Source organism: Nonomuraea sp. NPDC051941, from assembly GCF_044593615.1.
The window spans coordinates 14,809-38,774 of record NZ_JBIUCF010000068.1 but is presented as its reverse complement, the minus strand read 5'-3'; the positions used below and the strand labels follow the sequence as shown (position 1 = coordinate 38,774).

Annotated in this window: 20 protein-coding genes and 1 pseudogene; 9 read left to right on the top strand and 12 right to left on the bottom strand. The window is 70.4% G+C overall.

Going from position 1 to position 23,966, the window contains the following annotated elements:
• Window positions 1–51: 51 nt before the first annotated feature.
• Window positions 52–897, top strand: coding sequence for a DeoR/GlpR family DNA-binding transcription regulator (locus ACIHFD_RS60580; protein WP_397374687.1), 846 nt, complete (start codon window positions 52–54; stop codon window positions 895–897).
• 155 nt (window positions 898–1,052) lie between these two features.
• Here ACIHFD_RS60580 and ACIHFD_RS60575 read toward each other — a convergent pair whose 3' ends face one another.
• From ACIHFD_RS60575 to ACIHFD_RS60550, 6 genes and pseudogenes are all read right to left on the bottom strand, one after another.
• Window positions 1,053–2,357, bottom strand: coding sequence for a family 43 glycosylhydrolase (locus ACIHFD_RS60575; protein WP_397374686.1), 1,305 nt, complete (start codon window positions 2,355–2,357; stop codon window positions 1,053–1,055).
• Between the two features lie 139 nt (window positions 2,358–2,496).
• Window positions 2,497–4,671, bottom strand: a complete 2,175-nt coding sequence (locus ACIHFD_RS60570) for a beta-L-arabinofuranosidase domain-containing protein (RefSeq protein WP_397374684.1) — start codon at window positions 4,669–4,671, stop codon at window positions 2,497–2,499.
• Between the two features lie 237 nt (window positions 4,672–4,908).
• On the bottom strand, window positions 4,909–5,160 hold the full coding sequence (locus ACIHFD_RS60565; protein WP_397374708.1) for a hypothetical protein: 252 nt from the start codon (window positions 5,158–5,160) through the stop codon (window positions 4,909–4,911).
• 34 nt (window positions 5,161–5,194) lie between these two features.
• Window positions 5,195–5,404, bottom strand: a pseudogene (locus tag ACIHFD_RS60560) (GntR family transcriptional regulator); the annotation flags it as partial.
• A 59-nt stretch (window positions 5,405–5,463) separates the two neighbouring features.
• Window positions 5,464–6,396, bottom strand: a complete 933-nt coding sequence (locus ACIHFD_RS60555; RefSeq protein ID WP_397374683.1) for an EamA family transporter — start codon at window positions 6,394–6,396, stop codon at window positions 5,464–5,466.
• On the bottom strand, window positions 6,396–6,527 hold the full coding sequence (locus ACIHFD_RS60550) for a hypothetical protein (RefSeq protein ID WP_397374682.1): 132 nt from the start codon (window positions 6,525–6,527) through the stop codon (window positions 6,396–6,398). The genes ACIHFD_RS60555 and ACIHFD_RS60550 overlap by 1 nt, the downstream gene beginning before the upstream one ends.
• Window positions 6,528–6,758: 231 nt before the next feature.
• On the opposite strand from ACIHFD_RS60550, the gene ACIHFD_RS60545 reads away from it, so the two are divergent.
• Window positions 6,759–6,932, top strand: coding sequence for a CsbD family protein (locus ACIHFD_RS60545; RefSeq protein ID WP_350732907.1), 174 nt, complete (start codon window positions 6,759–6,761; stop codon window positions 6,930–6,932).
• Window positions 6,933–7,084: 152 nt separating this feature from the next.
• On the opposite strand, the gene ACIHFD_RS60540 is transcribed toward ACIHFD_RS60545, so the two are convergent.
• Together ACIHFD_RS60540 and ACIHFD_RS60535 are read right to left on the bottom strand one after the other, a co-directional pair.
• Entirely contained in the window at window positions 7,085–7,903 is an 819-nt protein-coding gene (locus ACIHFD_RS60540) for an ABC transporter permease (protein ID WP_397374681.1), read from the bottom strand.
• Window positions 7,900–8,844 carry an ATP-binding cassette domain-containing protein gene (locus tag ACIHFD_RS60535; RefSeq protein ID WP_397374680.1) on the bottom strand — a complete coding sequence of 315 codons (945 nt, stop codon included), beginning with the start codon at window positions 8,842–8,844 and terminating at the stop codon, window positions 7,900–7,902. Before ACIHFD_RS60535 ends, ACIHFD_RS60540 begins: the two co-directional genes overlap by 4 nt.
• Before the next feature lie 85 nt (window positions 8,845–8,929).
• On the opposite strand from ACIHFD_RS60535, the gene ACIHFD_RS60530 reads away from it, so the two are divergent.
• The 5 genes from ACIHFD_RS60530 (at window position 8,930) to ACIHFD_RS60510 (ending at window position 14,277) form a co-directional block, all read left to right on the top strand.
• Entirely contained in the window at window positions 8,930–9,709 is a 780-nt protein-coding gene (locus ACIHFD_RS60530) for a TetR/AcrR family transcriptional regulator (RefSeq protein ID WP_397374679.1), read from the top strand.
• A gap of 164 nt (window positions 9,710–9,873) precedes the next feature.
• A complete protein-coding gene (locus ACIHFD_RS60525; protein WP_397374678.1) occupies window positions 9,874–10,461 on the top strand; it encodes a sugar O-acetyltransferase in 588 nt (195 codons plus the stop codon).
• Window positions 10,458–11,018: a TetR/AcrR family transcriptional regulator gene (locus ACIHFD_RS60520; protein ID WP_397374676.1), complete on the top strand. Its 561-nt coding sequence runs from the start codon at window positions 10,458–10,460 to the stop codon at window positions 11,016–11,018. The genes ACIHFD_RS60525 and ACIHFD_RS60520 overlap by 4 nt, the downstream gene beginning before the upstream one ends.
• Window positions 11,019–11,065: 47 nt before the next feature.
• On the top strand, window positions 11,066–12,307 hold the full coding sequence (locus ACIHFD_RS60515) for an MFS transporter (RefSeq protein WP_397374674.1): 1,242 nt from the start codon (window positions 11,066–11,068) through the stop codon (window positions 12,305–12,307).
• 164 nt (window positions 12,308–12,471) lie between these two features.
• A complete protein-coding gene (locus ACIHFD_RS60510) occupies window positions 12,472–14,277 on the top strand; it encodes an RICIN domain-containing protein (RefSeq protein WP_397374673.1) in 1,806 nt (601 codons plus the stop codon).
• A 3-nt stretch (window positions 14,278–14,280) separates the two neighbouring features.
• On the opposite strand, the gene ACIHFD_RS60505 is transcribed toward ACIHFD_RS60510, so the two are convergent.
• Genes ACIHFD_RS60505 through ACIHFD_RS60490 form a run of 4 tightly spaced genes read right to left on the bottom strand, consistent with a single transcriptional unit; the run spans window position 14,281 to window position 18,993 of the window.
• Window positions 14,281–15,948 (bottom strand): amylo-alpha-1,6-glucosidase, encoded by a 1,668-nt coding sequence (locus ACIHFD_RS60505; protein WP_397374672.1) that lies wholly within the window; start codon window positions 15,946–15,948, stop codon window positions 14,281–14,283.
• Window positions 15,949–15,965: 17 nt separating this feature from the next.
• Entirely contained in the window at window positions 15,966–16,772 is an 807-nt protein-coding gene (locus ACIHFD_RS60500) for a carbohydrate ABC transporter permease (RefSeq protein ID WP_364252504.1), read from the bottom strand.
• Entirely contained in the window at window positions 16,769–17,719 is a 951-nt protein-coding gene (locus ACIHFD_RS60495; RefSeq protein WP_397374671.1) for a carbohydrate ABC transporter permease, read from the bottom strand. Before ACIHFD_RS60495 ends, ACIHFD_RS60500 begins: the two co-directional genes overlap by 4 nt.
• Before the next feature lie 5 nt (window positions 17,720–17,724).
• Complete coding sequence (locus ACIHFD_RS60490) at window positions 17,725–18,993, bottom strand: extracellular solute-binding protein (RefSeq protein WP_397374670.1); 1,269 nt, start codon at window positions 18,991–18,993, stop codon at window positions 17,725–17,727.
• A gap of 197 nt (window positions 18,994–19,190) precedes the next feature.
• Here ACIHFD_RS60490 and ACIHFD_RS60485 point away from each other — a divergent pair, with 197 nt between their 5' ends.
• Both ACIHFD_RS60485 and ACIHFD_RS60480 read left to right on the top strand, forming a co-directional pair.
• Window positions 19,191–20,207, top strand: a complete 1,017-nt coding sequence (locus tag ACIHFD_RS60485; RefSeq protein ID WP_363982578.1) for a LacI family DNA-binding transcriptional regulator — start codon at window positions 19,191–19,193, stop codon at window positions 20,205–20,207.
• 138 nt (window positions 20,208–20,345) lie between these two features.
• Window positions 20,346–23,942, top strand: a complete 3,597-nt coding sequence (locus ACIHFD_RS60480) for a LamG-like jellyroll fold domain-containing protein (protein ID WP_397374669.1) — start codon at window positions 20,346–20,348, stop codon at window positions 23,940–23,942.
• The last annotated feature ends 24 nt before the right edge of the window (window positions 23,943–23,966 follow it).

Below are 23,966 nucleotides of genomic sequence, written 5' to 3'. Positions count from 1 at the left end.
CCCTCTGTTGCGTTGATCAGTAACGCAACTACCGCAGAGATGGGAGGGTCAGTGACCCTTGACGAAGACGACCGGCAGCGTCGTCTACCTGCAGGACGTAAGGCCCAGCTGGCGGCATACGTCGCGGAGGCCGGGCAGGTCACGGTCAGCGCACTCGCAGAGCGCTTCGGCGTCTCCATCGACACGATCCGGCGGGACCTGGACCAGCTCAGCGCCGACGGTGTCCTGGTCCGCACCTATGGCGGAGCGGTCAGTCAGGCCACTCTATCTCGGGTCGACCGGGCCGTGGACGTGCGGCTCAAGATGGAAGAACGCGAGAAGGAGAAGATCGCGGTACTTGCCGCGTCGCTGGTCAAAGATGGGTCGATCATCATGATCAACGGCGGTACGACCACTCTCGCCGTGGCCCGGAACCTGCGCAACCATCGGGACCTGACCGTGGTGACGAACAGTCTGCTCGTACCCCCGGCGCTGCCACCCTCAGCCGTCCGCGACGTGTACGTCTTCGGCGGCGCGGTCCGCACTCTCACGCTGGCCACCATCGGCCCCGTAAGCTTCCGGGCGTCCGACGGAAGCGAGCTGGACATCAGCTGCGACCTGGCGTTGATCGGGGTCGGCGCCGTTTCGGCGGCCGGATACACGACGAGCAACCTCGCCGAGGCGGCGATGATGCGAGAGATGATCTCGCGGGCGGCGCGCGTGGCGATCCTGGCCGACTCGTCCAAGTTCGATCGCCGGCTCTTCGCCCAGGTGTCCGAGCTCGGGGGCGCCGACTTCCTCGTCACAGACTCCACGCCGCCGCCTGACCTTTTGGACGCGCTGACGGAGAACGGGGTAGAGCTGATCACGCCGGACACCCTCGAAGGCGCCCCCGAAGCCGGTCAAGATCCCCAGTAGATCGGGCGACGAGCAGGTGGCGGCCTGTCCGGGTGCCGTTTCGCGTCATGGCCCCTCGAGAACGCCGGTCGACGGTCCCGGCGCCCATTACCGGTACATGGGCCGGTGATGGGCGCCGGCTGCTGAGCGGAGCCATGAGCGGATGGCCGCATGGATCAGGCGATCTCGATGTGGTCCAGCTCCGCCCAACGCGCCTGGTACTGGAAGCGCAGGGTGTTCCATCCGGCGTTCAGCGTGAGCTGGGCAGGCACCTGCGTCCAGTTGTCCCAGCCGCGGTCGGGATAGCTCAGCGTGAACCGCGTGCCCCCGTTCACCGTCACCAGGTGCTGCGCGTCGCCGTACCCGGCGGCATAGGCCACGTACGCGGTGTAGGCCCCGGCGACCGGCGCGAACACCTGGACGTCGACCCAGCTGTCCGCATAGTCGATCTTTGCCACGACGGCCCCCTGTGACGCCCCGGCCGCGCCGGTACGCACCTCGGCATGGTTGAGCGTGCCGCGCTCGGCCTCGTACCGTACCCGGCTGCCGCGTACGACCGGGTAGTCGTTGGCCCAGCCCAGCTCCGCGGTGTACATGTGGCGCGCGTTGCCCACCCAGCCGTGGAAGAAGACGCGGCTCCCGAGCACGTCGGTCCCGCCGGGGCCCTGAACGGCGCCGTCGAAGGTGGCCGTCGTCATCAGCGGCCGGTACGCCTTGGTGTAGGGCCCGGTGAGAGTCGGGGACACGGCGTAGCCGGTGAAATAGCTGTTTCCCGCGTAGGAGCCGGCCGAGTAGAAGAGCACGTACTGGGAGGGCCGCTTGACGAGCACGGGAGCCTCGATCACCCCGGCTTCCTCGGGACGGTCGTTGCGGATGAGCTCGGTGCGGCCGCCGACGAAGGTGACGCCGTCCGCGCCGACCTGCTGCAGCCACAGAATGGTGGGCCGGCCTACGGCGTTGCCGTCGTTCTTGTAGACCAGGTACCGCTTGCCGTCGGTGTCGACGAAGCTCGACGGGTCGATGTCGCCGCCCTCGCCCGCGTTGCAGACGAGCGGTGAGCCGCTGGTCGGCTGGAAGGGGCCGAGGGGGTTCGCCGAGGTCGCGGCGCCGATGCACATGCGCCCGGTAGCGGTGCTGGGACCGGTGAAGTACATCAGGTAGCGGCCATCGGGAAGCTGGGAGACGTCGGGTGCCCAGAACCCGCCGTTCCCCGCCCAGGACGGTTTGGCGGGCAGCGCGTCCCCGCGCACGGTCCACGGGCCGGTGGCCGACGAGGCGCTGGCGACCTGGATGCGCCCGGCCGAGCTGCTGGTGGAGTAGGCGTAGAAGGTGGAGCCGACTTGGATCACGTCCGGATCGGGGAAGTCGGCGCGAATCACGGCCGTCGGGGCCACGGCGGCCGCCGCCGGCTCCGCACCGGCCGCGGGTAGGCAGACCGCGGTCGCGGTGAACACGAGGAAGAGCCGGCCGAGCAGCCGCATGGGGACCTCCGATCATCCGTACTCACGGGTATAGGCCATTCCGGAGCCGCGGAGAAGGGATTTTTTGGCATTTCAGTCAGGAGATTCTGATCGCCGCTGTCAGATCGACGGCTCGCGTGGATGACACCGAGTGCGGCCGCTAGCTGGGGAGCCTGGCCTGGGTGGCAGTGGAGACCACCGTGTCCTTCTGGGCCGAGGTCATCAGGCCGGCCGTGACCCACTCCTCCGCGGTGCGGGTCACGGTGGACACGAACGCTCCCTGGCTCGCGAAGGGCGCGTTCTTCCAGACCGCGTCGAGGAACGTCACCGAATCCGCCCGCTCGCGGTTGGGCACGCCGGAGTCGATCCTGCCGAAGACGACGGTCGGCTCGACGCGCCGGAAGTAGGCGTGGTAGCGGTCGGTGTTGTTGATGTAGAGGGGGACGAGCGGCAGGCCGTTCGCCGTGAAGCTCATCGGCCCGGTGGACGTGACGGCGCGCGCGAGGTCCCCGGACAGGGTGAAGTCCCGGTAGAAGGAGAATTGGCGGTAGGTGGTCTGGTTGCTCTTGGCGACCATCGGCACCGGCCCGTAGGCGATGCTCTGGATGGTCGGGATGTCCAGCGCCTTCTCGATCCGCAGCGAGAACGGCATCGTGATCCTCACCGTGTCGCCGCTCCGCCACTGCCGGTCGAGCGTGACGTACTCGCCGGGCTTGGCGTCGAGCTGCTGGTCGGTCGCGTTGACCAGCACCGTGAAGCCCTTTTCCACCCAGTACGGCACCCGCAGCTTCACCACCAGCCGGCCGTTGCCCGTAACCGTCAGCGTCGTCACCCCCGCGGGGTCGGCCGGATAGTTCGTGACCTGCCTGATCACGAAGCCCTTCTCGGCCCAGTTGAGCTCCGAGGCCATGTAGAGGTTCACGTAGAGCGTCGAATCGTCGGCGGACCGGAAATAGATCGAGTCCTGGAACTTGGTGTGGCTCTCCAGTCCGGTGCCGCCGCAGCAGGTGCCGAGGTTGCCGTAACTGCGCGCCGAACCCGCCCGCATCGGGATGAAGTAGGTCAGCAGCGGATTGGTGGTGCTGTCGGTGTTGCGGCGGGAGGCGAGGATCTGGCCGTAGAGTGCCCGTTCGTAATACTGCATGTATTTCGGGTCGGCGGTGTGGAAGAACAGGGCCCGGCTCAGCTTGAGCATGTTGTAGTTGCAGCAGGTCTCGGCGTTGTTGGTGCCCAGGGTGCCGACGATGACGTCGCGTGCGCCGAAGAGCTCGCCGTTGTCGGACGGACCGGCCAGGCCGCCGTCGGTGAACGTGCGGTGCGGGACGACCATGTCCCAGAAGTTCGCGGCCGCGTCGAAGTAGCGGCGTTCCTGGTTCTGGTCGAAGACGGACAGGTATCCGATGAACTGGGGGATGTGCTGGTTGGCGTGTTTCCGGTTGAGCGTGTCCTGCTTGTCGACGGTGGCCGCGAGGAGGGCGGTGTTGTCGAAGCACTTGGCCGTCGCGAGATACTCCGCCTTGCCGCTGAGGGCGTAGAGGTCGGCCATCACGATGTTCATGCCGTTGTACTCGCCGGCGATGTAGATGCCCCACATCCGGTCGAGCTGGGCCCGCGGAAGGTTGCCCAGCCTGCTGTGAACCCAGTCGCCCATCTTGAGCACGATCTCTAGCGCCTGCTCGTTGCCGGCGTACTGGTAGGCGTCGAGCAGCCCTCTCATGATCATGTGGCAGGTGTAGTACGGCGCCCAGATCGTGGGATAGGTCGCGTACTGCTCCAGCTGGATGAACTGCGTCTCGGGGTAGGCGGCCAGGAAGCCGGGGTGGCTCGGCCCGCCGGGTTGCCCGACCTTCGCGGCCAGCGCGTTCTGGCACTCGCCCAGCGCGGTGACCATGTAGTCGACCTTGTTCTTGTAGAAGGCGTCGCCGGAGCCCGCGTAGGCCAGAGCGAGGGCGCTGAGGAAGTGCCCGCTGTAGTGACCGCGCAGATTACCGGTCGCGTCGTCCCAGCCGCCGGGCGGCTGCGCGCCCAGCGTGTCCAGACCGGCGTTGGCCCGGAAATTGGCCAGCATCCGGTCGGCCGAATAGGACCGCAGGAAGGTCAGGATGCGATCCCGGTTGGCGGTGAACAGGCTCGCGCCCAGCGTGACCTGGCTGTTCGCGAACGGCTTCACGATCCAGCTGCCGGGCACCGGGGGGTCGTTCTGCCGCAGCGGGGCCACCATGCGGGCCGCGGCCCGGGCCGTTCCGGTGGACGTCGCCAACGCGAGCGCGGACGGGGTGGCGACCGCCAACACCGCCAGTCGAAGGGCCTCGCGCCTGGGCACCATTTCTGACATCGCACTGTCCTCTTCGTCGCTCGGGATCCGATGGGGAGGGCATGTGGGCCGCGGAATGGTAGCGCTAACATTTACGCCTCTGGAGCTGGTCCGCGTAGTCGATGGGACTGTTACGTCGGCTCAGGTCGAAGGCGTCGCGCTTCTTTCCAGGCCCACATTTCGGGAGTGTTAACGACCTCATCGGGCTCGTCAAGAGACGGCGAGCGACATTGCGCCTGCCGAAAGCGGTGGCGGAGATCAGCGGCTGGAGCGCTCGAACGACGCGGCGCCGAGGCTGCGTACCGCGGCCGCCAGTGCCTCCACCCCTTCGGCGATCCGGCCTTCGGTCAGGTCGCCGTAGCCGAGGATCAGTCCCTGGCGTCCCGGTCCGGCCAGCCGGTACGGCCCGACGCCGGCGACGCGTACGCCGTGATCGGCGGCGGCCGCCACCACGTCGTCCTCCCCCATGCCGTCCGGGAGCCAGACCACGAGGTGCAGCCCGGCCGCCACCCCGGTGGGTTCGAACGGCGGCCACCCGCGTGTAGGAGCCAGGGGTACTGGTGAGGTAGCCCTCGGCGAGGAGCTGGTTGTAGGCCTCGACCACGACGCCGCGGGAGACGCCGATCTCGGTGGCGAGCCGGCGCGAGGAGGGTAGCGAGGCGCCGTGGCGCAGGCGGCCCGTGCGGATGCCGTCGCGCAGGACCGCCTCGATCTGCCGGTGCAGCGGCGTGGCGCCGGTCCGGTCGAGCTCCACCAGCAGATCGTGCGCCAGGGTCGAGTTCACCGTGCTCACCCGTCGCAGCGTAGCGAGGCTCAACCGGCGGCGAAGGCACCGACGGAGGCCGTGCACAACAGCAGCCCGGCGGCGTGCGCCAGGCTGGTCCGCTCCCGCAGCACCAGGGCGGCCAGGGCGACCGTGAAGGCGGGGTAGAGGGAAGTGATCACGGCCGAGACGGCGAGTGTCGCCTCGCGGGTGGACAAGGTGTACAGCACGGTCGAACACACGCCCAGGACGCCCGGCCAGACCGCCGCCCACGGCACCCGCGCCGCCCTGGCGGGCCGGCCGACGTCAACGGTCCGGCCGACTTCGGCGGTCCTGTCGGCTTCGGCGGTCCGGCCGGCTTCGGCGGTTCGGGCTGTGTTCCGGCGGCCGGCCAGCACGAAGGCGGCCAGGACGGCGACGGCGGACAGCTGGCTCGCGGCCACCGGCCACAGGCCCGCGGTGTCCCCGGCCCGGTCGAGGCAGACGAACAGGGCGGCGAACCCGAGCCCGGCCAGCAGCCCTTCAACGACCCCACCGCCGCCGCGCCGGCCCGGCTGTGCGGCGACCAGCCAGATCCCTGGGATGGCCAGGCCGACGCCGACAACCGAGAGCGAGGTGAACTCACCGCCGGACAGCAGGTCGACCGGGATGGGCAGACCGGCCGCGCCGACGGCCGACAGCGGCCCGGCCACGTTCATCCGCCCCCGGGACAGCCCGCGGTAGAGAGCCAGCGTGCCGACCGCCCCGCCGAGCCCGGCGCCGATCCCCCATCCGATCGCCCCACCGGTCCCCCATTCGATCGTGCCCATAGCGGGGCGGACGCTGACAGCAAGCGCGGCGGCCAGCCCGCCGATCGCGGCGGCGGACTGCCCGACAAGCCCGACCAGCGCGTAGTGGCTGCGGCGCGACAGCAGCCCGCCGAGAAAGTCCGAGGCGCCGTACAGGGCGGCGGCGGCCAGGGCGAGCAGGATCGCCGTCGGCATCAGTCCTCACCGCCCGACGTGGTGGCGCCGTTCCAGGAGATCAGCCGCTGCCCAGCCAGGCTCAAGGGCGACTCCACACCGACGCCGTAGCCGGCCGGCGGCGGGCTGATGTCCACGAGGGTCCGTCCCACGATCTCTTCCTCTCTCAGGGGCATCGCGTGCGTTGACCATGCTGCTGGCGGATTGGACGGAGTGACAGGGCCGATTCCGGTCCGTGAGGGAGGTCCGATTTCGCCTCTGCCGGGGCGCCTGCGGGGCCTGGGCCCGCGAAGCGTGTATTCGCCTGCCGCCCGGGCAGTGGAAGAACTCGTTCCTGGATAGCGGAAAACCGTGTGCGTTCGTACGCACAGGAGGAGATGAATATGTCCCGGAAGGAAAAGGCCAAGGGCAAGGCCGAGGAGATCAAGGGCATGGCCAAAGAGCGTGTCGGCGATCTCACCGGCAACGAGTCTCTGCAGGCCAGAGGCAAGGCAGAGAAGGCCAAGGCCAATCTGCGGCAGGCAAAGGAGAAGGCGAAGGACGCCTTCAAGAAATAGCGTTCGGCAACGGCGGCGGAAGCCCTTCTGGAATGGGCTTCCGCCGCCGTCCGCCGGACCCGAGTGGCCTCGTGTGCCGGGCCCGCCACCCACGCCCGGCCGGGACCGCGATCGACGGGCGTCCTTACCTCCAGCTCGGACACGCGGAGCGTTCAGCGTCCTCTGCGCATGTAGGCGCGGAGCGACAGCGGGACGAAGATCACCAGCAGCGCGGCCGACCAGAGCAGGACGGCGGTCACCGGATGCGCGAGTGGCCAGGCCACGTTTCCGGACGGGGCGCCCGGGTTGCCGAACAGCTCTCGTGAGGCGGCGGTGAGCGCGCTCACCGGGTTCCAGTCGGACAGGAAGCGCAGCCAGCCCGGCATGCCGTCGGTCGGGACGAACGCGTTCGACAGCATCGTGAACGGCAGGCCCAGCGGCACCATCGCGTCGGCGACCTGGTCGTTCTTCACCGCCAGGCCCACATAGACGCCCACCCAGCTCAGCGCGTACCGCAGCACGATCATCAGCAGGAACGCCTGGGCCGTGGGGATCAGGCCGCGGTGCGGCTGCCAGCCCACCAGCAGGCCCGTACCCACCATGATGGCCAGCATCAGCAGGCCGGTCAGCAGGTCGGCGCCGGTCTGCCCGAACGGCACCGCCAAGCGCGCCATCGGCATGGAGCGGAACCGGTCCATCACACCGCGGGAGGCGTCGCCGGCCATCCGCGTCATGACCCCCAACCACGCAGAGAAGGTCACCATCGCGAACAGGCCGGGCATGAGGTACTCGCGGTAGTCGCCGCCGTCCGGCACCTGGATCGCGCTGCCGAAGACGTACCCGAACAGCACCACCATGATGACCGGGAAGACCAGCGCGGCGATGATCTGTCCGGGTTCTTGCCGCAGCCGTCCCAGCTCGCGGCCGACCAGGGTCAGCCCGTCGAGGAAGGTCCAGCGCAGGCGACCGAGTGGTGAGGTGAGGGCGGTCATCGGACGGACTCCTTGCGGTCGGTGAGGCGCAGGAACACCTCGTCCAGGGTGGGACGGCGCAGGCTCACGTCGGCGGCGGCGACTCCGGCGCGGTCGAGTTCGCGCACGATGTCGGCGAGCCGGAGGCCGCCGCCGGGCAGGGCGACGCTGAGCCGATCGGCGCCCGTCGTCGTGGGATCGGTGCCGGTGAGGGCGTTCAGGACGGTCATCGCCGCGGGCATCGCGGCGGGGTCTTCGAGGGTGACGTCGAGGCGGTCGCCGATCGTGGCCTTCAGCTCGTCGGGTGTGCCCGTGGCGATCACCTGTCCGTGGTCGACGACGGCGATGTCGTCGGCCAGCCGGTCGGCCTCGTCCAGGTACTGCGTGGTGAGCAGCACCGTGGTGCCGTCCGCCACCAGCTCGCGGACGTTGTCCCAGATCTCGCCGCGGCTGCGCGGGTCCAGGCCGGTGGTGGGCTCGTCGAGGAAGAGCACCTCGGGGCGCAGGATGAGGCTGGTGATCAGGTCGAGGCGCCGCCGCATGCCGCCGGAGTAGCCGGCGACCTGCCGATCGGCGGCGTCCATCAGACCGAAGCGTTCGAGCAGCTCGTCGGCCCGCCGGTGCGCCTCGCGCCGGGGCAGGTGGGACAGGCGCCCGAACATGCGCAGGTTGCCACGGCCGGTGAGCTTCTCGTCCACGGCGGCGTACTGGCCCGCGAGCCCGATCCTGGCGCGCACCTTGCCGGCCTCGCGGACCACGTCGTATCCGGCGATGCGGGCGTGCCCGGCATCGGGATCGGACAAGGTCGCCAGGATGCGCACCGCGGTCGTCTTCCCCGCGCCGTTCGGCCCCAGCACGCCGCAGACCGTTCCTCTCGGGACGCTCAGGTTCAAACCCCGCAGGGCATGGGCGTCGCCGAAGGACTTGTGCAGCCCTTCGGCGATCACGATCGGATCAGGCATGACTCCTCCACTGGGTACTTTGTACGCGGTTACGGCGGTCACGCTAAACCACTGGGTACTATGTACGCAACAAGGAGGTTGAACGGTGACCGACGCCGAGCACGTGAGCATCTGGATGCGGCCCGAGCGCCCCGCCCGCGGGCCGAAACCGGTCTACAGCCGCGCGCAGATCACCGAGGCGGCCGTCCGGATCGCCGACGCCGAAGGGCTGGAGGCCGCCACCATGCGGCGGATCGCCGCCGAGATCGGCGCCGGCGCGATGTCCCTCTACCGGTACGTTCCGAGCCGTGACGACCTGGTCGAGCTCATGGCCGACCAGGTGATGGGCGAGATCGACGTCACGGGCATGCCCTCGGGCGACTGGCGCGCCGACCTGACCCGCTACGCCGACGGGCTGCGGGCCATGTGGCTGAGGCACCCGTGGATCGCCACCGTGCAGCGGTCGCTCCCCAGCTTCGGCCCCAACCAGCTGCTCTTGATCGAACGGCTGATGGGAGTGCTCGACGCCTTCGTCTCCATCGACGAGAACCTCGGCCTCATCGCCATGCTGAACGGCTACATCGAGGGCACCGTCCGCGAGGAGATCAGCTCGGCCAGGGAATTCCGCCGCAGCGGGCTCAGCGAGTCAGAATGGATGGCGCGGAGCTACCCGTACATCGACCGGCTGGTGAAGAGCGGGGAGTACCCGATCTTCACCAAGATCGTGATGGAGGCGCGCCAGCCGCACCTGAGCCGCGACGACCAGCTCCGGTACGGGCTCCAGCGCGTCCTCGACTGCATCGCCGCGGCCCTCCCGCCAACGGCCGGGTCTCCGATGCCGGCGCACCGAGAGGGGCAGGAAGAACAGGAAGGGCCAGGCTCGTAGTCAACCAGCCATCGCGTGGAGCTGGCGACCCAGCCCCAGCTGGACGGGAGCTACGGCGTCGAGGGCGAGCAGGCGGTCGATCTCGTCCGGGTCGACGGGAAGGCCGCGGACGGCAATGTGGGCCGATATGTACGTGCGTACATTGGATGTGTACGCTTGTACGTATGATGTCCGATTTCGATGACCGCTCGATGCGCGAACGGATGCTCGCCGGCGACCTCTACATCGCCGACGACCCCGAGCTGGCCGAGCACAACCTGCGCGCCATGGACCTGATGGACGCCTACAACGCGACGTCGGCCCGCGATCCGCGGGAGCGGCGCCGGCTGCTCACCGAGCTGCTGGGCGCGATCGGCGAGGGCACGGAGATCCGGCCGCCGCTGCGGGTCGACTACGGCAGCCACCTCCGCATCGGCGCCCGGTCGTTCGCCAACTTCGGCCTCGTCGCCCTGGACGTCGCGCCGATCGTCATCGGCGACGACGTGCAGATCGGCTCCTACGTGCAGCTCATGACGCCGACGCACCCGCTGGACCCGGAGCTCCGCCGCGCGAAGTGGGAGGCCGCCGAGCCGATCACCATCGGCGACAACGTGTGGCTGGGCAGCGGGGCGATCGTCCTGGGCGGTGTCACGATCGGGGAGAACACCGTGGTCGGCGCCGGCGCGGTGGTCACCCGGGATCTCCCGGCGAACGTCGTCGCGGTGGGCAATCCCGCGCGCGTGATCCGCACGATCGAGCCGGCCACGCCGTGAGCGGCCCCGCCACCCCGCGGCGGCCTCGCCGGCACGACCCCGGGCGGCGGGACCGGCTGATCGACGCGGCGCTCACCGTCATCGCCGAGCGCGGCGTCGCCGGGACGACGCACCGGGAGATCGCCCGCGCCGCGGACGTGCCGCTGGGCTCGATGACCTACCACTTCACGTCACTGGACGAGGTGCTCGCCGAGGCGTTCACCCGGCACGCCGACTCGGTGGCCCGCGTCTTCGACGAGCGCCTGAGCGCCGCAAGGGACCGCCATGCGGCGGCCGAGGCCGTCATCACGCTGGTCTCGGACGACCTGCTCGGCTCGCGGCACGACCTCGTCCTCACCGTGGAGCTGTACGTGGCCGCGGCGCGCAACCCGGCCCTGCGGGTCGTCACCCAGGCCTGGATGGCGCGCAGCCGCCGGGCGCTGGAGCGCCACTTCGACGCCACCACCGCCCGCGAGCTCGACGCGCTCATCGAAGGGCTCGTGCTGCACAGCGCCCTCTCGACCGACCCGATGACGCCCGAGCAGATCCGCCACGCCATCCACCGGTACCTGCGCTGATCCCCTCCGCCGCGCCTACGCGACGCGCCTACGCGATCGGAACGCCGATGTCCGCTGCCCCTCCCACCACGCCCACTCGCCAGGCCCGCCTGGCCCGCGCCGCCGTCGCCGCGCTGTTCCTCACGAACGGCGCCGTGTTCTTCAACATCGTCCCGCGATACCCGCAGATCAAGGCCGAGCTCGGCCTGAGCAACGCCGTCTTCGGCACCGCGCTGGCGGCGCACCCGATCGGCGCTCTGCTGGCCGGGCTACTCGCCGGAGCCGCCATCCGCCGCTTCCGCTCCGCGCGCGTGGCGTCGCTGGGGATCGTGGTGACCACTGTCGCGACGCTGTTCATCCCCCTTGTGCCGAACTGGGTCGCGTTCGGCGGCGTGCTGTTCGTCGTGGGCGCTCTCGACGCGGTCGTCGACGTCGCGCAGAACGCCCACGGCCTGCGGGTGCAACGTCTGTACGGCCGGTCCATCGTCAACTCGCTGCACGGCGTGTGGAGCATCGGCGCGGTCCTGGGCGGCCTGATGGGCTCGGCCGCCGCCGGCCTCGACATGCCCCTCGCGGTCCACCTGGGCATCTCCGCGACGCTGTTCAGCGTGACCGCCCTCGTCGCCTACCGGTTCCTGCTCCCCGGCCCGGAAGACGCCGAACGCCCTGCCGAGGCCCAGGACGGACACCCGGCCCGGGCCGAGACCCAGGACGGCCGGCCGGCCCGCCGTGCCGGCCGGCGCTCGTTCACCGGCGCCGCCGTACGGATGCTGGCCGCGCTCGGCGTGCTGGCCGCGTGCGGCACCCTCGTCGAGGACGCCGGCGCGTCCTGGGGCGCCCTCTACCTGAGCGGCGACCTGCGCACTGACGCCGCCACCGCCGGTCTGGCCGTCGTGGCCCTCCAGGTCGCCATGACCGTCGGCCGTCTCACCGGGGACCGCGTCGTGGACCGCTTCGGGCAGCGTACCGTCGTGCGTTCCGGAGGGGCGCTGGCCGCGGTCGGCATGGGCGCCGCCCTGGCCATGCCGTCCGTTCCGACCGCGCTGGCCGGCTTCGCCCTCGCCGGGCTCGGCGTCGCCACCCTCGTCCCGGCCGCCATGCACACCGCCGACGAACTGCCCGGCCTGCCCGCCGGCGCCGGCCTGACCATCGTCAGCTGGCTGCTGCGCGGAGGGTTCCTGCTGTCGCCTCCCCTCGTCGGGTTCGTCGCCGACCTCACCAGCCTGCGCGTCGGCCTGCTCTCCGTCGTCCTGGCCGGCGCCGTCACGTTCGTCCTGGCCCGCGTCCTGGTGAACCGCACCCGCACCTGAACCGCCGCGCCCGCCGCCGTTGACACGTCTCCGAAAGGAGATCTACGATCTCATCGAATCGATTCGCTAACATCCCTAGAAACGCCTAGTTATACCTGCATCCCTGTATGCCGAATCGATTCCCTTCGTGGCCCTCCCCCCATCCCTCGAAGGAGCCACCCAAGATGAAGATCACCCCACGCCGCGCATTGGCCGCGATGCTCATCGCCGTCACCCTCCAGGCCGCCCCGGCGCCGGCGCAGGCCGCGGACGAATCCATCAGCGTCGACTTCTCCGTGGCCGGCGGCGCACCGGCCTACCGCGCGTCCGGCTGGATCTACGGCATGACGGAGAACGCGTCAGGACCGGCGGACCACTTCTTCCGCGACGTGAAGTTCCGGTACATGCGGGCCGGCGGCGCGCAACTCGGCTCGCCGGGCGGCTGGGTCTCGGGCGCCTACGACCGCAGGTGGAACGCGACGCTGGCCCAGGCCCGCCGGACGATCGCGCTCGGCGGCCAGTTCATCATCCTCCCGCACGACCTGTGGGGAGCCGACGGGTATCCGATCTCGCGCTTCCCCGGCGACAACGGCGACTGGTCCGACTACGACGCCTTCCTCACCCGCCTGATCAACGACGTGCGGGCCGCCGGGATCACCGTGCAGTGGGACATCTGGAACGAGCCCAACCTCTCCCTGTTCTGGAACCGCCCGCAGGCCCAGTACTTCGAGCTGTGGCGCCGCAGCTACCAGCGCATCCGCGCCGCCTTCCCCGGCCACCTCATCGTCGGCCCCAGCTGCGCCTGCGTGCCCTCCACCACGCACCCCTTCTGGAACGCCTACCTCGACTTCGTCCGCGCCAACAACGTCGTCCCCGACATCGTCAGCTGGCACTCCCTGCCCGGCGACCCGGTGGCCAACGTGGCGGCCGCCAACGCCACGCTCGACGCGCGCGGCATCCCGCATCCGCGGCCGTACCAGATCAACGAGTACGCCGCGGCCAACGAGCAGAACCCGGGAGACGGCGCGTGGTACATCGCCCGGCTGGAACGGGCGGGCGCCGACGGGCTGCGCGCGAACTGGGCCAGCGCCGGCAACCTGCACAACGATCTGGCGAACCTGCTCGTCCGCAACAGCGCGGGCCAGCACCTGCCCAAGGGCGAGTGGTGGGTCTACCGCTTCTACGGCTCCCAGACCGGCCAGATCGTCTCGGTGACCCCGAGCACGTCCTACGACGCCTTCGCCACCAGGACGACCGGCGCGGCCAAGGTCCTCGTGGGCGGCGGCGGGACGACCGGTAACGTCGCCGTCGGTCTCCGGCGGCTCGACGCCACCAGCGGCATCGTGCAGAACAACCAGGTCCGCGCGGTCGTCCAGCGCATCCCGTTCAACGGCGGCGGCGCCGTCCAGGGGCCGATCACCGTACAGAACACGGTCCTGACGCTGTCCGGCAACGCCGCCACGCTGAACCTGCCGCACACCAACGCCGACGACACGTTCACCATCACCCTGCTGCCGCCGTCGGACGCCGGCTTCCAGTCCGTCGCCGTCGCGCAGCACTCCCAGCAGTGCCTGGACAACACCGACCTCGGCACGGCCGACGGCAACGTGCAGCAGCAGTTCTACTGCGAAGGCGGCGACCAGCAGCTGTGGAACTTCCGGCCGGTCGCCGGCGTGGCGAACACCTACACGCTGGTCAACCAGCAGAGCGGGAAGTGCCTCGACGTGAGCGCGTCCTCCACGGCCGACGGCGCGCCGGTGCGCCAGTGGACGTGCGCGGGCGGAGCGCAGAACCAGCAGTTCACCTTGCGCAGGGTCACCTACGCGGGCAACGATCCCCGGGACCACCAGCTCGTCGCCCGCCACAGCGGCAAGTGCGTCGACGTCAGCACCATCTCGACCGCGCCCAGGGCTCCCGTCCACCAGTGGACCTGCAACCCGGCCGGCCAGGCCAGTCCGCTCAACCAGACCTGGCGGCTCTGGGGCCGCTGAGCGTCACGTCCTGCGCCTCTCGTGGGCGGCGGCCAGGTGGAGGTAGGCACTGGCCGTCCAGGTGTAGGCGCGATCGCGCAGTCCCTCGCCGGTGCGGGCGTCGAAGTTCTCGGCGAACCCCGACGCCTCGCACAGCGCGCGGAAGCGGGCGCTGATCTCGTCGGCCAGGTCCGGGTAACCGGCGCGGCGCAGCCCGTCCTCGATCAGTACGGTCGAGGGCGCCCAGATGGGGCCGCGCCAGTAGCCGTCGTCCAGGTAGTGCGGCGAGCCGGGCAGCTCGGTGGCGGGCCCGAACGCGGTCAGGTGCCGCTCGATCCGGGCGGCCAGCGCCGCCCGGACGGGGTGCGGCAGCTCCTCCCCCAGCACGATCGGCATGAGGCCGAGCAGGCTGGAGCTGGACCAGGTACGCCCCGAGAGCGCGCCCCGGGCGACGAACTTCTCGCCGTCCCACAGCTCGGCCAGGAGCGCGTCGCGCATCCGGTCGGCCTGCGTACTCCACCGGGCGGACGTGCCCGGATCGGGGGCCAGGCGGGCCAGCTCGCGCAGCTGCAGCACGAGGAACGCGGCCAGGTCGGCGGTCTCGACGACGCGCTCCGGGTCGAAGGTGGTGGCGTTGTCCCAGCCGCTGTCGTTGCCGTGCTGGTAGTGCGGCAGCGTCCGGCCCGGGGCGCGCCGGGCGTCGAGCCAGAACGTGGTCCAGCGTTCCAGCAGCCGGTAGGTCTCGGCCGGGTCGGGAGGTAGCGGGAGGTGGCGCAGGGCCCAGCCGTGGATGGGGGGCTTGACGAAGTTGTAGAGGATCTCGGAGTGGGTGACGGAGTCGGGCAGCGCGCCGGCGGCGTCCTGGTGGTCGAAGGGCAGGTGGTACTGGTCCCAGGCCAGGTCGGGCAACCCTTCGCCGAGGGCGATGGCGTTGAAGCAGTGGTCCCAGCTCCAGACCTTGTCCATCCAGTGCTTGGACATGAGCACGGCGGGCCGGGTGACGAACCCGGCGGGGCGTACGGTGGCCGACCACAGCACGTAGGCGGCCAGTTCGGCGGCGGGTGTGCGTTCGCCACGCCAGGGCGCGACCGCCGCGGCGAACGCGTCGAACTCGGCCCGCGCGGCCTTCACCACCTGCTCGAAGGCGTGGCCGCTCAGGTAGGGGGCGCGGGCGGTCTCGTACTCCTCGATGGCGATCTCCCATTCGCCGCCGAGGACGAGACCGCGTTCGGCGCTGCCCAGTGTCTGCGCGCCGAGGTGTTCGGCCTGCCCGCCGAGGAGGGTGATCCGGTAGCGGCGGCCGGTCTGGTAGACGGTGAAGACGTACGATCCGTCGACGGGGTCCCGGTAGAAGTACGGGCCGCTGAACGGCGTCAGGACCGGGTCGGCCGCCAGCAGGCGGAGCCCGAGGCCGCGGCCGCGCACGCGTACGGTGTCGGCGCTCTCGTAGGCGAGGTCGATCCGGCCGCCGCCACCGCTCCAGGTGAGCTGGTGCGGGGTGGCGGTGACGGCGGTCTCGGCGGTGGGGATCAGTCGCAGGATCGCGTGCATGCCGGTCTGGTGCGAGACCAGGTGCACGTCCTCGGCGTAGGTCTTCTCCGCCACCACGGGCGAGAAGCCGAACCAGGATCCGCGGTAGCTGAACGGGATTTCCCGCAGGGAGAACACCGGGCCTGAAGCGGCGACGGTCATGGAGCGAGGGTCCCTTCTCAATCTTTGACGGCGCCCGCGGTGACGCCGGCGGCGACGTAGCGCTGGGCGACGACGAGCAGGATCGTGGCCGGGACGGAGGCGATCACGGCGGTGGCCATGATGGCGTTCCACTCCTGGTTGTTGTTGCCGATGTAGTGGTAGATGCCGAGGGTGATGGGCTGGTGGTCGCCGCCCTGGTCGAGGGTGGAGGCGAAGATGAAGTCCGACCACGCCCACAGGAAGGCGAACAGCGACACCGTGATGAGCGAGTTGCGGCTGACGGGCAGCACGATCGAGACGAACGTACGCACCACCCCGGCGCCGTCGGTGCGGGCGGCCTGCAGCAGCTCCTCGGGGATGCCGGACATGAACGTGGTCAGGATCAGCACCGCGAACGGCACGGCGAGGGTGGAGTCGGCCACGATCAGCCCGGGAACGGTGTTGAGCACGCCGGTGGACAGGAAGACGGCGTAGAAGCCCATCGCCATGATGATCCCGGGGATCATCTGCGCGACGAGCAGCACGAAGCTCAGCGCTCCGCCGCCGCGCGGGCGCAGCTTGGCCAGCGAGTACGCCGCCGGCGCCGCGAGCAGCAGGGTCAGCGCCACCGTCCCCAGCCCGACCACCAGGCTCACCCCCAGGTAGGGCAACTGCCGGTCCAGCACCGTCCGGTAGCCGTCCAGGGTGCCGTCGACCGGGAACCAGTTCGGCGGGCTCTTGCGCATGTCCTGGTCACGGGTGAACGACACGTTGATCATCCAGTAGACCGGGAACAGCATCACGGCGGTCAGCACCAGCCCGATCGCGGTCTTGAGGCGCCTCATGCCAGGGCCTGCCTGCGCTGCGCGCGGATGTAGACCAGCCCGAAGACCAGCGCCGTCAGGATGAGCAGGTTGCCCACGGCGGCACCGGGTCCGAAGGCGGGCACCAGGTTGCCGAACCCGAGCCGGTAGGACCAGGTGGCGAACGTGGTCGAGGCCCCGCTCGGCCCGCCCTTGGTCATGATCCAGATGATGTCGAACACCTTCAGCGTGTAGACCAGGCCGAGCAGCAGCGTGATCGCCGACACCGGCCGCAGCAGCGGGAACGTCACCTTCCAGAACCGCTGCCACCCGCCCGCCCCGTCCAGCGCGGCGGCCTCGTAGATGGTCGGCGGGATCGCCTGCAGCCCGGAGTAGAGGACGACGAGGTTGAACGGGATGCCGATCCAGATGTTGGCGATGATGACCGACCAGAGCGACCAGTCCGGCGAGGTCAGCCAGTTGACCGGCCCGACCCCGAACCAGTCCAGGACGGCGTTGACCACGCCGGAGTCGCTGTTGAGCATCCACGACCACGTCGAGGCCGACACGATCAGCGGCAGCAGCCACGGCACCAGGAACAGCCCCCTGAGCGTGGCGGACAGCCGGAAGTTCTTCAGGAAGAACAGCGCCAGCGCGAGCCCGATGACGAACTGGAAGGCCAGCGAGACCAGCGTGAACACCACCGTGTGCCACAGCGCGGGCCCGAAGGTCGCGTCCGCGAAGACCTTGGCGTAGTTGGCGAACCCGGCGAACGGGGCGTCGCCCTGCACGAACGAGCGCACCGTGTAATTACGCAGGCTCAGCTCGGCGTTGCGGTAGAGCGGATAGGCGTAGAAGGCCAGCAGGTAGAGCACGACCGGGGCGAGGAAGGCCCAGGCCGCCCACTGGCCCGACCGCGCGCGTGCCGCCCGGTGACCGTGGGCCGTCGTCCGGGCGGAACGCACGGGTTCCTGTATGACTCGGCTCATGCCGGCTACTGGGTCGCGCTCGCCGCGGCCGCCTGGGCCGCCGTCATCGCCTCCTGCGGGGACTTGGACCCGCTCAGCGCCGCCTGCACCGCGCCCCACATCGGCTCCGAGATCTTCGGATACTTGGTGCCCAGGTCGTCGCTGGTGCGGCCCTTGGCCGCCTTGACCGCGTCCACCCACACCTTCAGCTCGGGGCCGGCCGCCACCTGCTTGGCCTGCACCGCGTCGGTGGGCGCGACGTAGGACAGGGTGGTGGTCGTGGCGAGCGAGTTGTCGGTGCTGGTCAGGCAGGTCACGAGCTTCTGCGAGGTGGCGTAGCGGCCGGTGTCGGACTGGACCGGGACGCTGACGAACTCGCCGCCGGTGGGCGCGGGCGCGGTGCCGCCTGCCTTGCCGGGGACCGGGATGATGCCGTACTCGAAGCCGGTCTTCTTGGCGTTGGCGAGCTGCCAGGTGCCGTTCTCGGCGAAGGCGAAGTCGCCGGTGGCGAACTCCTGCCAGCTCGTCGTCTGGGTGTTGTTGATGACCGAGTTGGGGGCGTACCCCTTCTTCAGCCAGTCGCTCCACAGCGCCACGGCCGAGACGCCCTCGGGCGAGTCGAGCTTGGTGAGAGCGGCGCCGGAGCCCCAGAACCAGGGCAGGAACTGGAAGCTGCCCTCCTCGGTGCCGATCGCCGAGAAGGTGATGCCCTTCTTCCCGGCCGCCTTCACCTTCTCCAGCGCCGCCGTCAGCGAGGGCCAGTCCTTCACCGCGGCGATGTCCACCCCGGCCTTCTTCAGGACGTCCTTGTTGTAGTAGAGGGCGAGGGTGTTGGCGCCGATCGGGACGCCGTACGTCTTGCCGCCGCTCTGACCTGCGGCCAGCAGGTTCGGCGCGATCGCGGAGACGTCGAGCTTGTTCTGCTCGGTGGTCGTCAGGACGCCGGCCTCGGCCAGCGTCGAGACCACCGGGTTGTCCACGATCAGCACGTCCGGCGCGTTGCCCTGCTGGGCCGCCAGCAGCGCCTTGTTCGTCAGGTCGCTGGTGTCGTAGCCGGTGCGCTCGACCTTGACCCCGGCGTCGGTGCCGCACTTGTCCAGCAGCTTCACCCACTCCGAGCTCTTGTCGTACTGCGGGTACGGGTCCCAGATCGTGTACGTCCCGCCCCCGGTGGCCTGACCGGCGGTCGCCGGGCCGCCGTCGGACGATGACGAGCAGGCGACCAGCCCGCCCACGGCGGCCAGGGCCGCCAGACTCGCGCCGGCCGCACGCCGGCTCCTTGCCGCTGATCTCATTGAGCTGACCTCCGCTGACACGCGTGACGAGGTTGTTTCGGAACGAAGTCGAATCGATTCGCCGAATCGGTTCGACCGAAGATAGGCCCGCTCCGCCGTAGGCGTCAATGGGCGGGGACGTCGCGACGGAGTGCCACGTCATGAACCGGTTCGACCTACGATGGTCGCCGACCGGCGGAATCGGACGAGGAGCACGGGTGAACATCGGAGAGATCGCCAAGCGGGCGGGAGTGTCGCGCAGCACCGTCTCGTACGCGCTCACCGGCAAGCGCCCGGTGTCGGAGGAGACCAAGCGCCGCATCCTGACGGTCATCGACGAGCTGGGCTACCGGCCCAACGCCTCGGCCAGGGCGCTGAAGGAGGGCCGCACCCGCACGATCGGCCTGGTCATCCCGCCGGCCAGCCAGCGGCTGACCGACATGCAGCTCGGCTTCGTGGCCAGCGTGGTCGACGCCGCCGCCCGCGCCGACCTGGACGTCCTGCTGTCGCCTTCCGGCGGCGAGCACGACCGCTCCTTCGAGCGCGTCGTCACCGGCCGGCGCGTGGACGGCGTCATCCTCATGGAGATCCGGCTGGAGGACGACCGGGTCGCCCGGCTGCAGGAGCTCGGCCTGCCGTTCGTCGGCATCGGCCGCACCCGGCACCCGGAGGACATGTCCTGGGTGGACATCGACTACGAGACGCTGATCGCCAAGTGCGTCCACCACCTGGCCGACCTCGGCCACCGGCAGCTGGCGCTGGTCAACCGCAACGCCGAGCTGGTCGCCGCCGGCTACGGCCCCGGCCACCGGGCGCAGGCCGGCTTCGACCGCGCCATCGCCGAGCGCGGCCTGCGCGGCGTGCGGGTCTGCTGCGCCGACGACGCCCAGGCCGGGCAGGCCTGCCTGCAGCAGCTCCTCGCCGAGCATCCGGGGCTGACCGCCGTCGCCACCATCAACGAGGCGGCGGTGTCCGGCATGTACCGGGGGCTGGCCGAAGCGGGCCTGAGCGTGCCCGGCGACTTCTCCATCGCCGGTGTCGCGGCCCAGCACTGGGCCGAGAACCTGCACCCGCCGCTCACCGCCGCCGACGTCCCGGCCGACGAGATGGGCGCGCGCGCCGTCGAGCTGCTCATCCAGCGCGTCGCCGACCCCGGCACCCCGCAGCGCCACCTGCTGGTGGCCCCGCCCATCTCGCTGCGCGGCACCACCGGCCCCGCCCGGCCGCGCGGCTGATCGGCCCAGAGCCGCCGTCCGCGTGACGGCGGCATGTCGTCCACGTTTCCGGCTCTTGACCGCCGTGCCGGGAGACGCTTATGGTCCAGTCGAATCGATTCGACCACATCCCCGGCACTCCCCGAACGGGAAAGACGCATGGCTCAACCCTCATCCCGGCGGGCACGCACCGCCGTCCTCGCCGCCACGCTCGCGCTGACCGCGATCCCGGCGGCCGCCTTACCGGCACTCGGCGCCGCACAGGCGGCGGCCCCGAACCTCGTCCTGCACTACGACTTCGAAGGGGACCTGTCCGGCGGCACCGTCACGGACCGTTCTCCCTCCGGCCTCGACGGCACCCTGGCCAACCCCGGCGCTGCCACCACCGCCGAGGGCCCCGACGGCACCAAGGCGTTGTCCCTGCCCGGCGGGGCGACCGGCTCCACCACGGCCCCCTACGTGACGATCCCGGGCGGCCTGTTCCGCGACCGCCACGCCATGACGATCTCGACCTGGCTGAAGTGGTCGGGCGGCCCCGACTTCCAGTGGGTCTACAACCTCGGCAAGGACGCCGGAACCGCCACCTTCGTCACCCCCTCCTTCGCCGGCGACGCGACCACCCGCTCGTCCATCAAGCCGGTCAACGGCAACACCGAGGTGGGTGTGCCCGGCACGCAGAAACTGCCGGCCGGGCAGTGGGTCAATCTCGTCACCACGATCGACGGCAAGACCCTGACCTACTACGTCAACGGCGCCGCCGTCGGCAGCACCACGGCGGAGATCGACCTGGCCAAGGTGATGCACGCCGACGGCAACACCACCTCCGGCTTCCTGGGCAGGCCGTTCTGGGGCGGCCACCCGTTCCTGGACGGCGAGCTGGACGACTTCCGCGTGTACGACGCCGCCATGGACGCCGGGCAGGTCGCCGCCCTGGCCGGCGACCACCTGGCCACGCTCACGAAGATCGAGCAGACCTCCTTCGAGGTCACGACGTACTCCGAGATCGCGCCGGAACTGCCGAAGACCGCGAGCGCCGACTTCACCGACGGCATCCGCCGCGGCGTCCCCATCACCTGGGAGGCCGTCGATCCGGCCCGGTATGCCGAGCCCGGCCAGTTCACCGTCAAGGGCACCGCGCACGGCACCCCCGTCCAGGCCACGGTCAAGGTGATCGGCAACAACCTCACCGTCGACCTCGGTGCCGAGACCGGCGCCTTCCACGGCGGCGCGTCCGGCACCCTGTACGGGGTCTACGGCGACGGCGTCCCGGCCCGCAACCTCCTCGAAGGCATGAACCTGCGCACGGTCTCGACCAAGGCACAGGACGGCCCGCAACACCCGGGCGCCGACGCCCTGGAAGTGGTCAAGCCGCTGGCCGACAGCACCGGCGGCGACGTGTACATCTACATGACCGACATCTACCGCGGCTTCCCCTACCAGTGGCCCGGCAGCACCCCCGAGGCCAGGCTGAACGACTTCAAGGCCAAGATCGCCAAGCAGGTCGACCAGGTCCTCAAGCTCGACCCGAAATATCAGGACAACATCGTCTTCGTTCCGTTCAACGAGCCCGAGGGCAACATGTTCGGCACGGGCGAGTGGAGCTACGACCGGGTGAGCTGGCTCAGCGACCCCCGTGCCTACTTCAAGGCGTGGGACGAGGTTCACGCCCTGATCAAGGGTAAGATGCCGCACGCCAGGATCGCCGGCCCCAACACCAGCGTGCTCTACGACAGGGTCCAGGACTTCCTGCGGCACACCTCGCAGGCGGGCACCCTCCCCGAGGTCGTCACCTGGCACGAGCTGAGCAACCCGGCCGCCATCCGCACGAACGTCGCCAGGTACCGCGGCTGGGAGCGCGCCATCCTCGGCGACAAGCGGCTGCCGATCAACCTCAACGAGTACGCGCACAACTACCACACCTCGGTGCCCGGCCAGATGATCCAGTGGGCCTCGGCCATCGAGGAGTCGAAGGTCGACGCCGACATCGCGTACTGGAACATCGACGGCAACCTGTCCGACTCGGCTGTGCAGGCGGGCCGCGGCAACGGCCAGTGGTGGCTGCTCAACGCCTACGGCCAGATGACCGGCGACACGGTCAAGGTCACGCCGCCGCGCCCCGATGTGAGCTACACCCTCCAGGGTGTCGCCACCCTCGACAGGGCCAAGGCGCAGGCCCGCGTCCTGTTCGGCGGCACGTCGGGCAAGGCCGGCATCCGGTTCGACAACGTGGACACCGCGCTGTTCGGCGGCGCCGTGCACGCGCTGGTCCAGGAGATCCCGTGGACCGGCCAGCTCGGCGACTCCGCCCAGCCCGAGGTCCTCGCCGAGCTCGACCGGCGGGTCGAGGGCGGCTCCGTGGCCTTCGACTTCGGCCGGGCGCTGCCCAGGCTCAAGGAGTCGTCGGCGTACCAGATCATCCTCAGCCCCGGCCGCGACGCCTCCTCCCCCGCTGCGCCGACCAGGCTCTGGCAGGCCACGTACGAGGCCGAGGACGCCGCCCACACCGGCAGCGCCTACCGCCGCGAGGGCCCGCAGGGCTCGCCGTCCAACGTCGGCCAGTACTACACCTCCGGCGGCCATGACGTCGGCGGCCTGCGCACCGGCTCCGACCTCACCCTGGACTTCAAGATCTCGGTGCCGCGGGACGGCACCTACGACCTGTCCGTCTTCGCCAACTCCATGAACACCGCCGACGCCGTCAAGGAGCAGGGCCCCACGAACGTCTTCCTCCGGGTCGACGGCGCGGCCGAGCAGGAGCTGCACCTGCCCCTCGGCTACCGCTGGCTGGTCTGGGACCACGCCGGCACCGAGGTCAGGCTGACCAAGGGCGAGCACGTCCTCACCCTGGCCGCCAGGAGCCTCGACGGCACCCGCGCCACCAAGGGCGACGCGCTCGTCGACAAGATCGACCTCTCCCTCGCCAACCCCGCGGCGGCCGAGACGATCTACGAGGCCGAGTACGCCACCCTCAAGGGCGCCCGCGCCGGCTACACGCGTAAGACCGGCCACGCCGCCATCGGCAAGGACCAGACCGCGACCTTCTGGGTCTACTCCCCCGACGAGGGCGAATCCACCCTCGCCGTCGACACCCTCGGCGGCGGCCGAGCCTGGCTCGACGTGAACGGCCGGCGCCTCACCGGCGTCAACGCCGACACCAAGGTCAAGGCGTTCCTGTCCGGCGGCATCAACAAGATCACGCTCACCGGCCGGTCCGGCACGCTCCGCCTCGACCGCCTCCGCGTCGCCAACACCGACGGCACTCTCAAGCCCACCTGGTACGAGGCCGAGGCCGCCCGGCTCGCCGGCACCGCCAAGGTCGCCGCCTACCCGCTGGCCGGCGGCGGCAAGGCCGTCACCGACGTCGGCGGCGCCCCCGGCAACGCCAGCACCCTCACCTTCGACGTCACCGCCCCCAGGAACGGGGCCTACGCCATGACCGTCCGCTACTCCAACCCCGAGCAGTCCCCCGCCTCCCACTACAACCCCGACCCGCTGGCCCGCCACGCCGACGTCTCCGTCAACGGCGCCGAGCCGCGGCGCGCCTGGTTCCCCCACTCCTTCCACGCCGGCAACTTCTGGGAGCTGACCATCCCGGTCCAGCTCACGAAGGGAGCCAACACGATCGCCTTCGCCTCGCAGGAGCTGCCGGACTTCGACGGCGACTCCTACAGCTCCGGCACGTTCCCCGACGTCCTGCTCCGATCGAAGTACGCCCCCATCGTGGACAGGATCGCACTGACGCCTCTCGCCAGGTGACCCCTGAGAGACCGGGCGGGAACG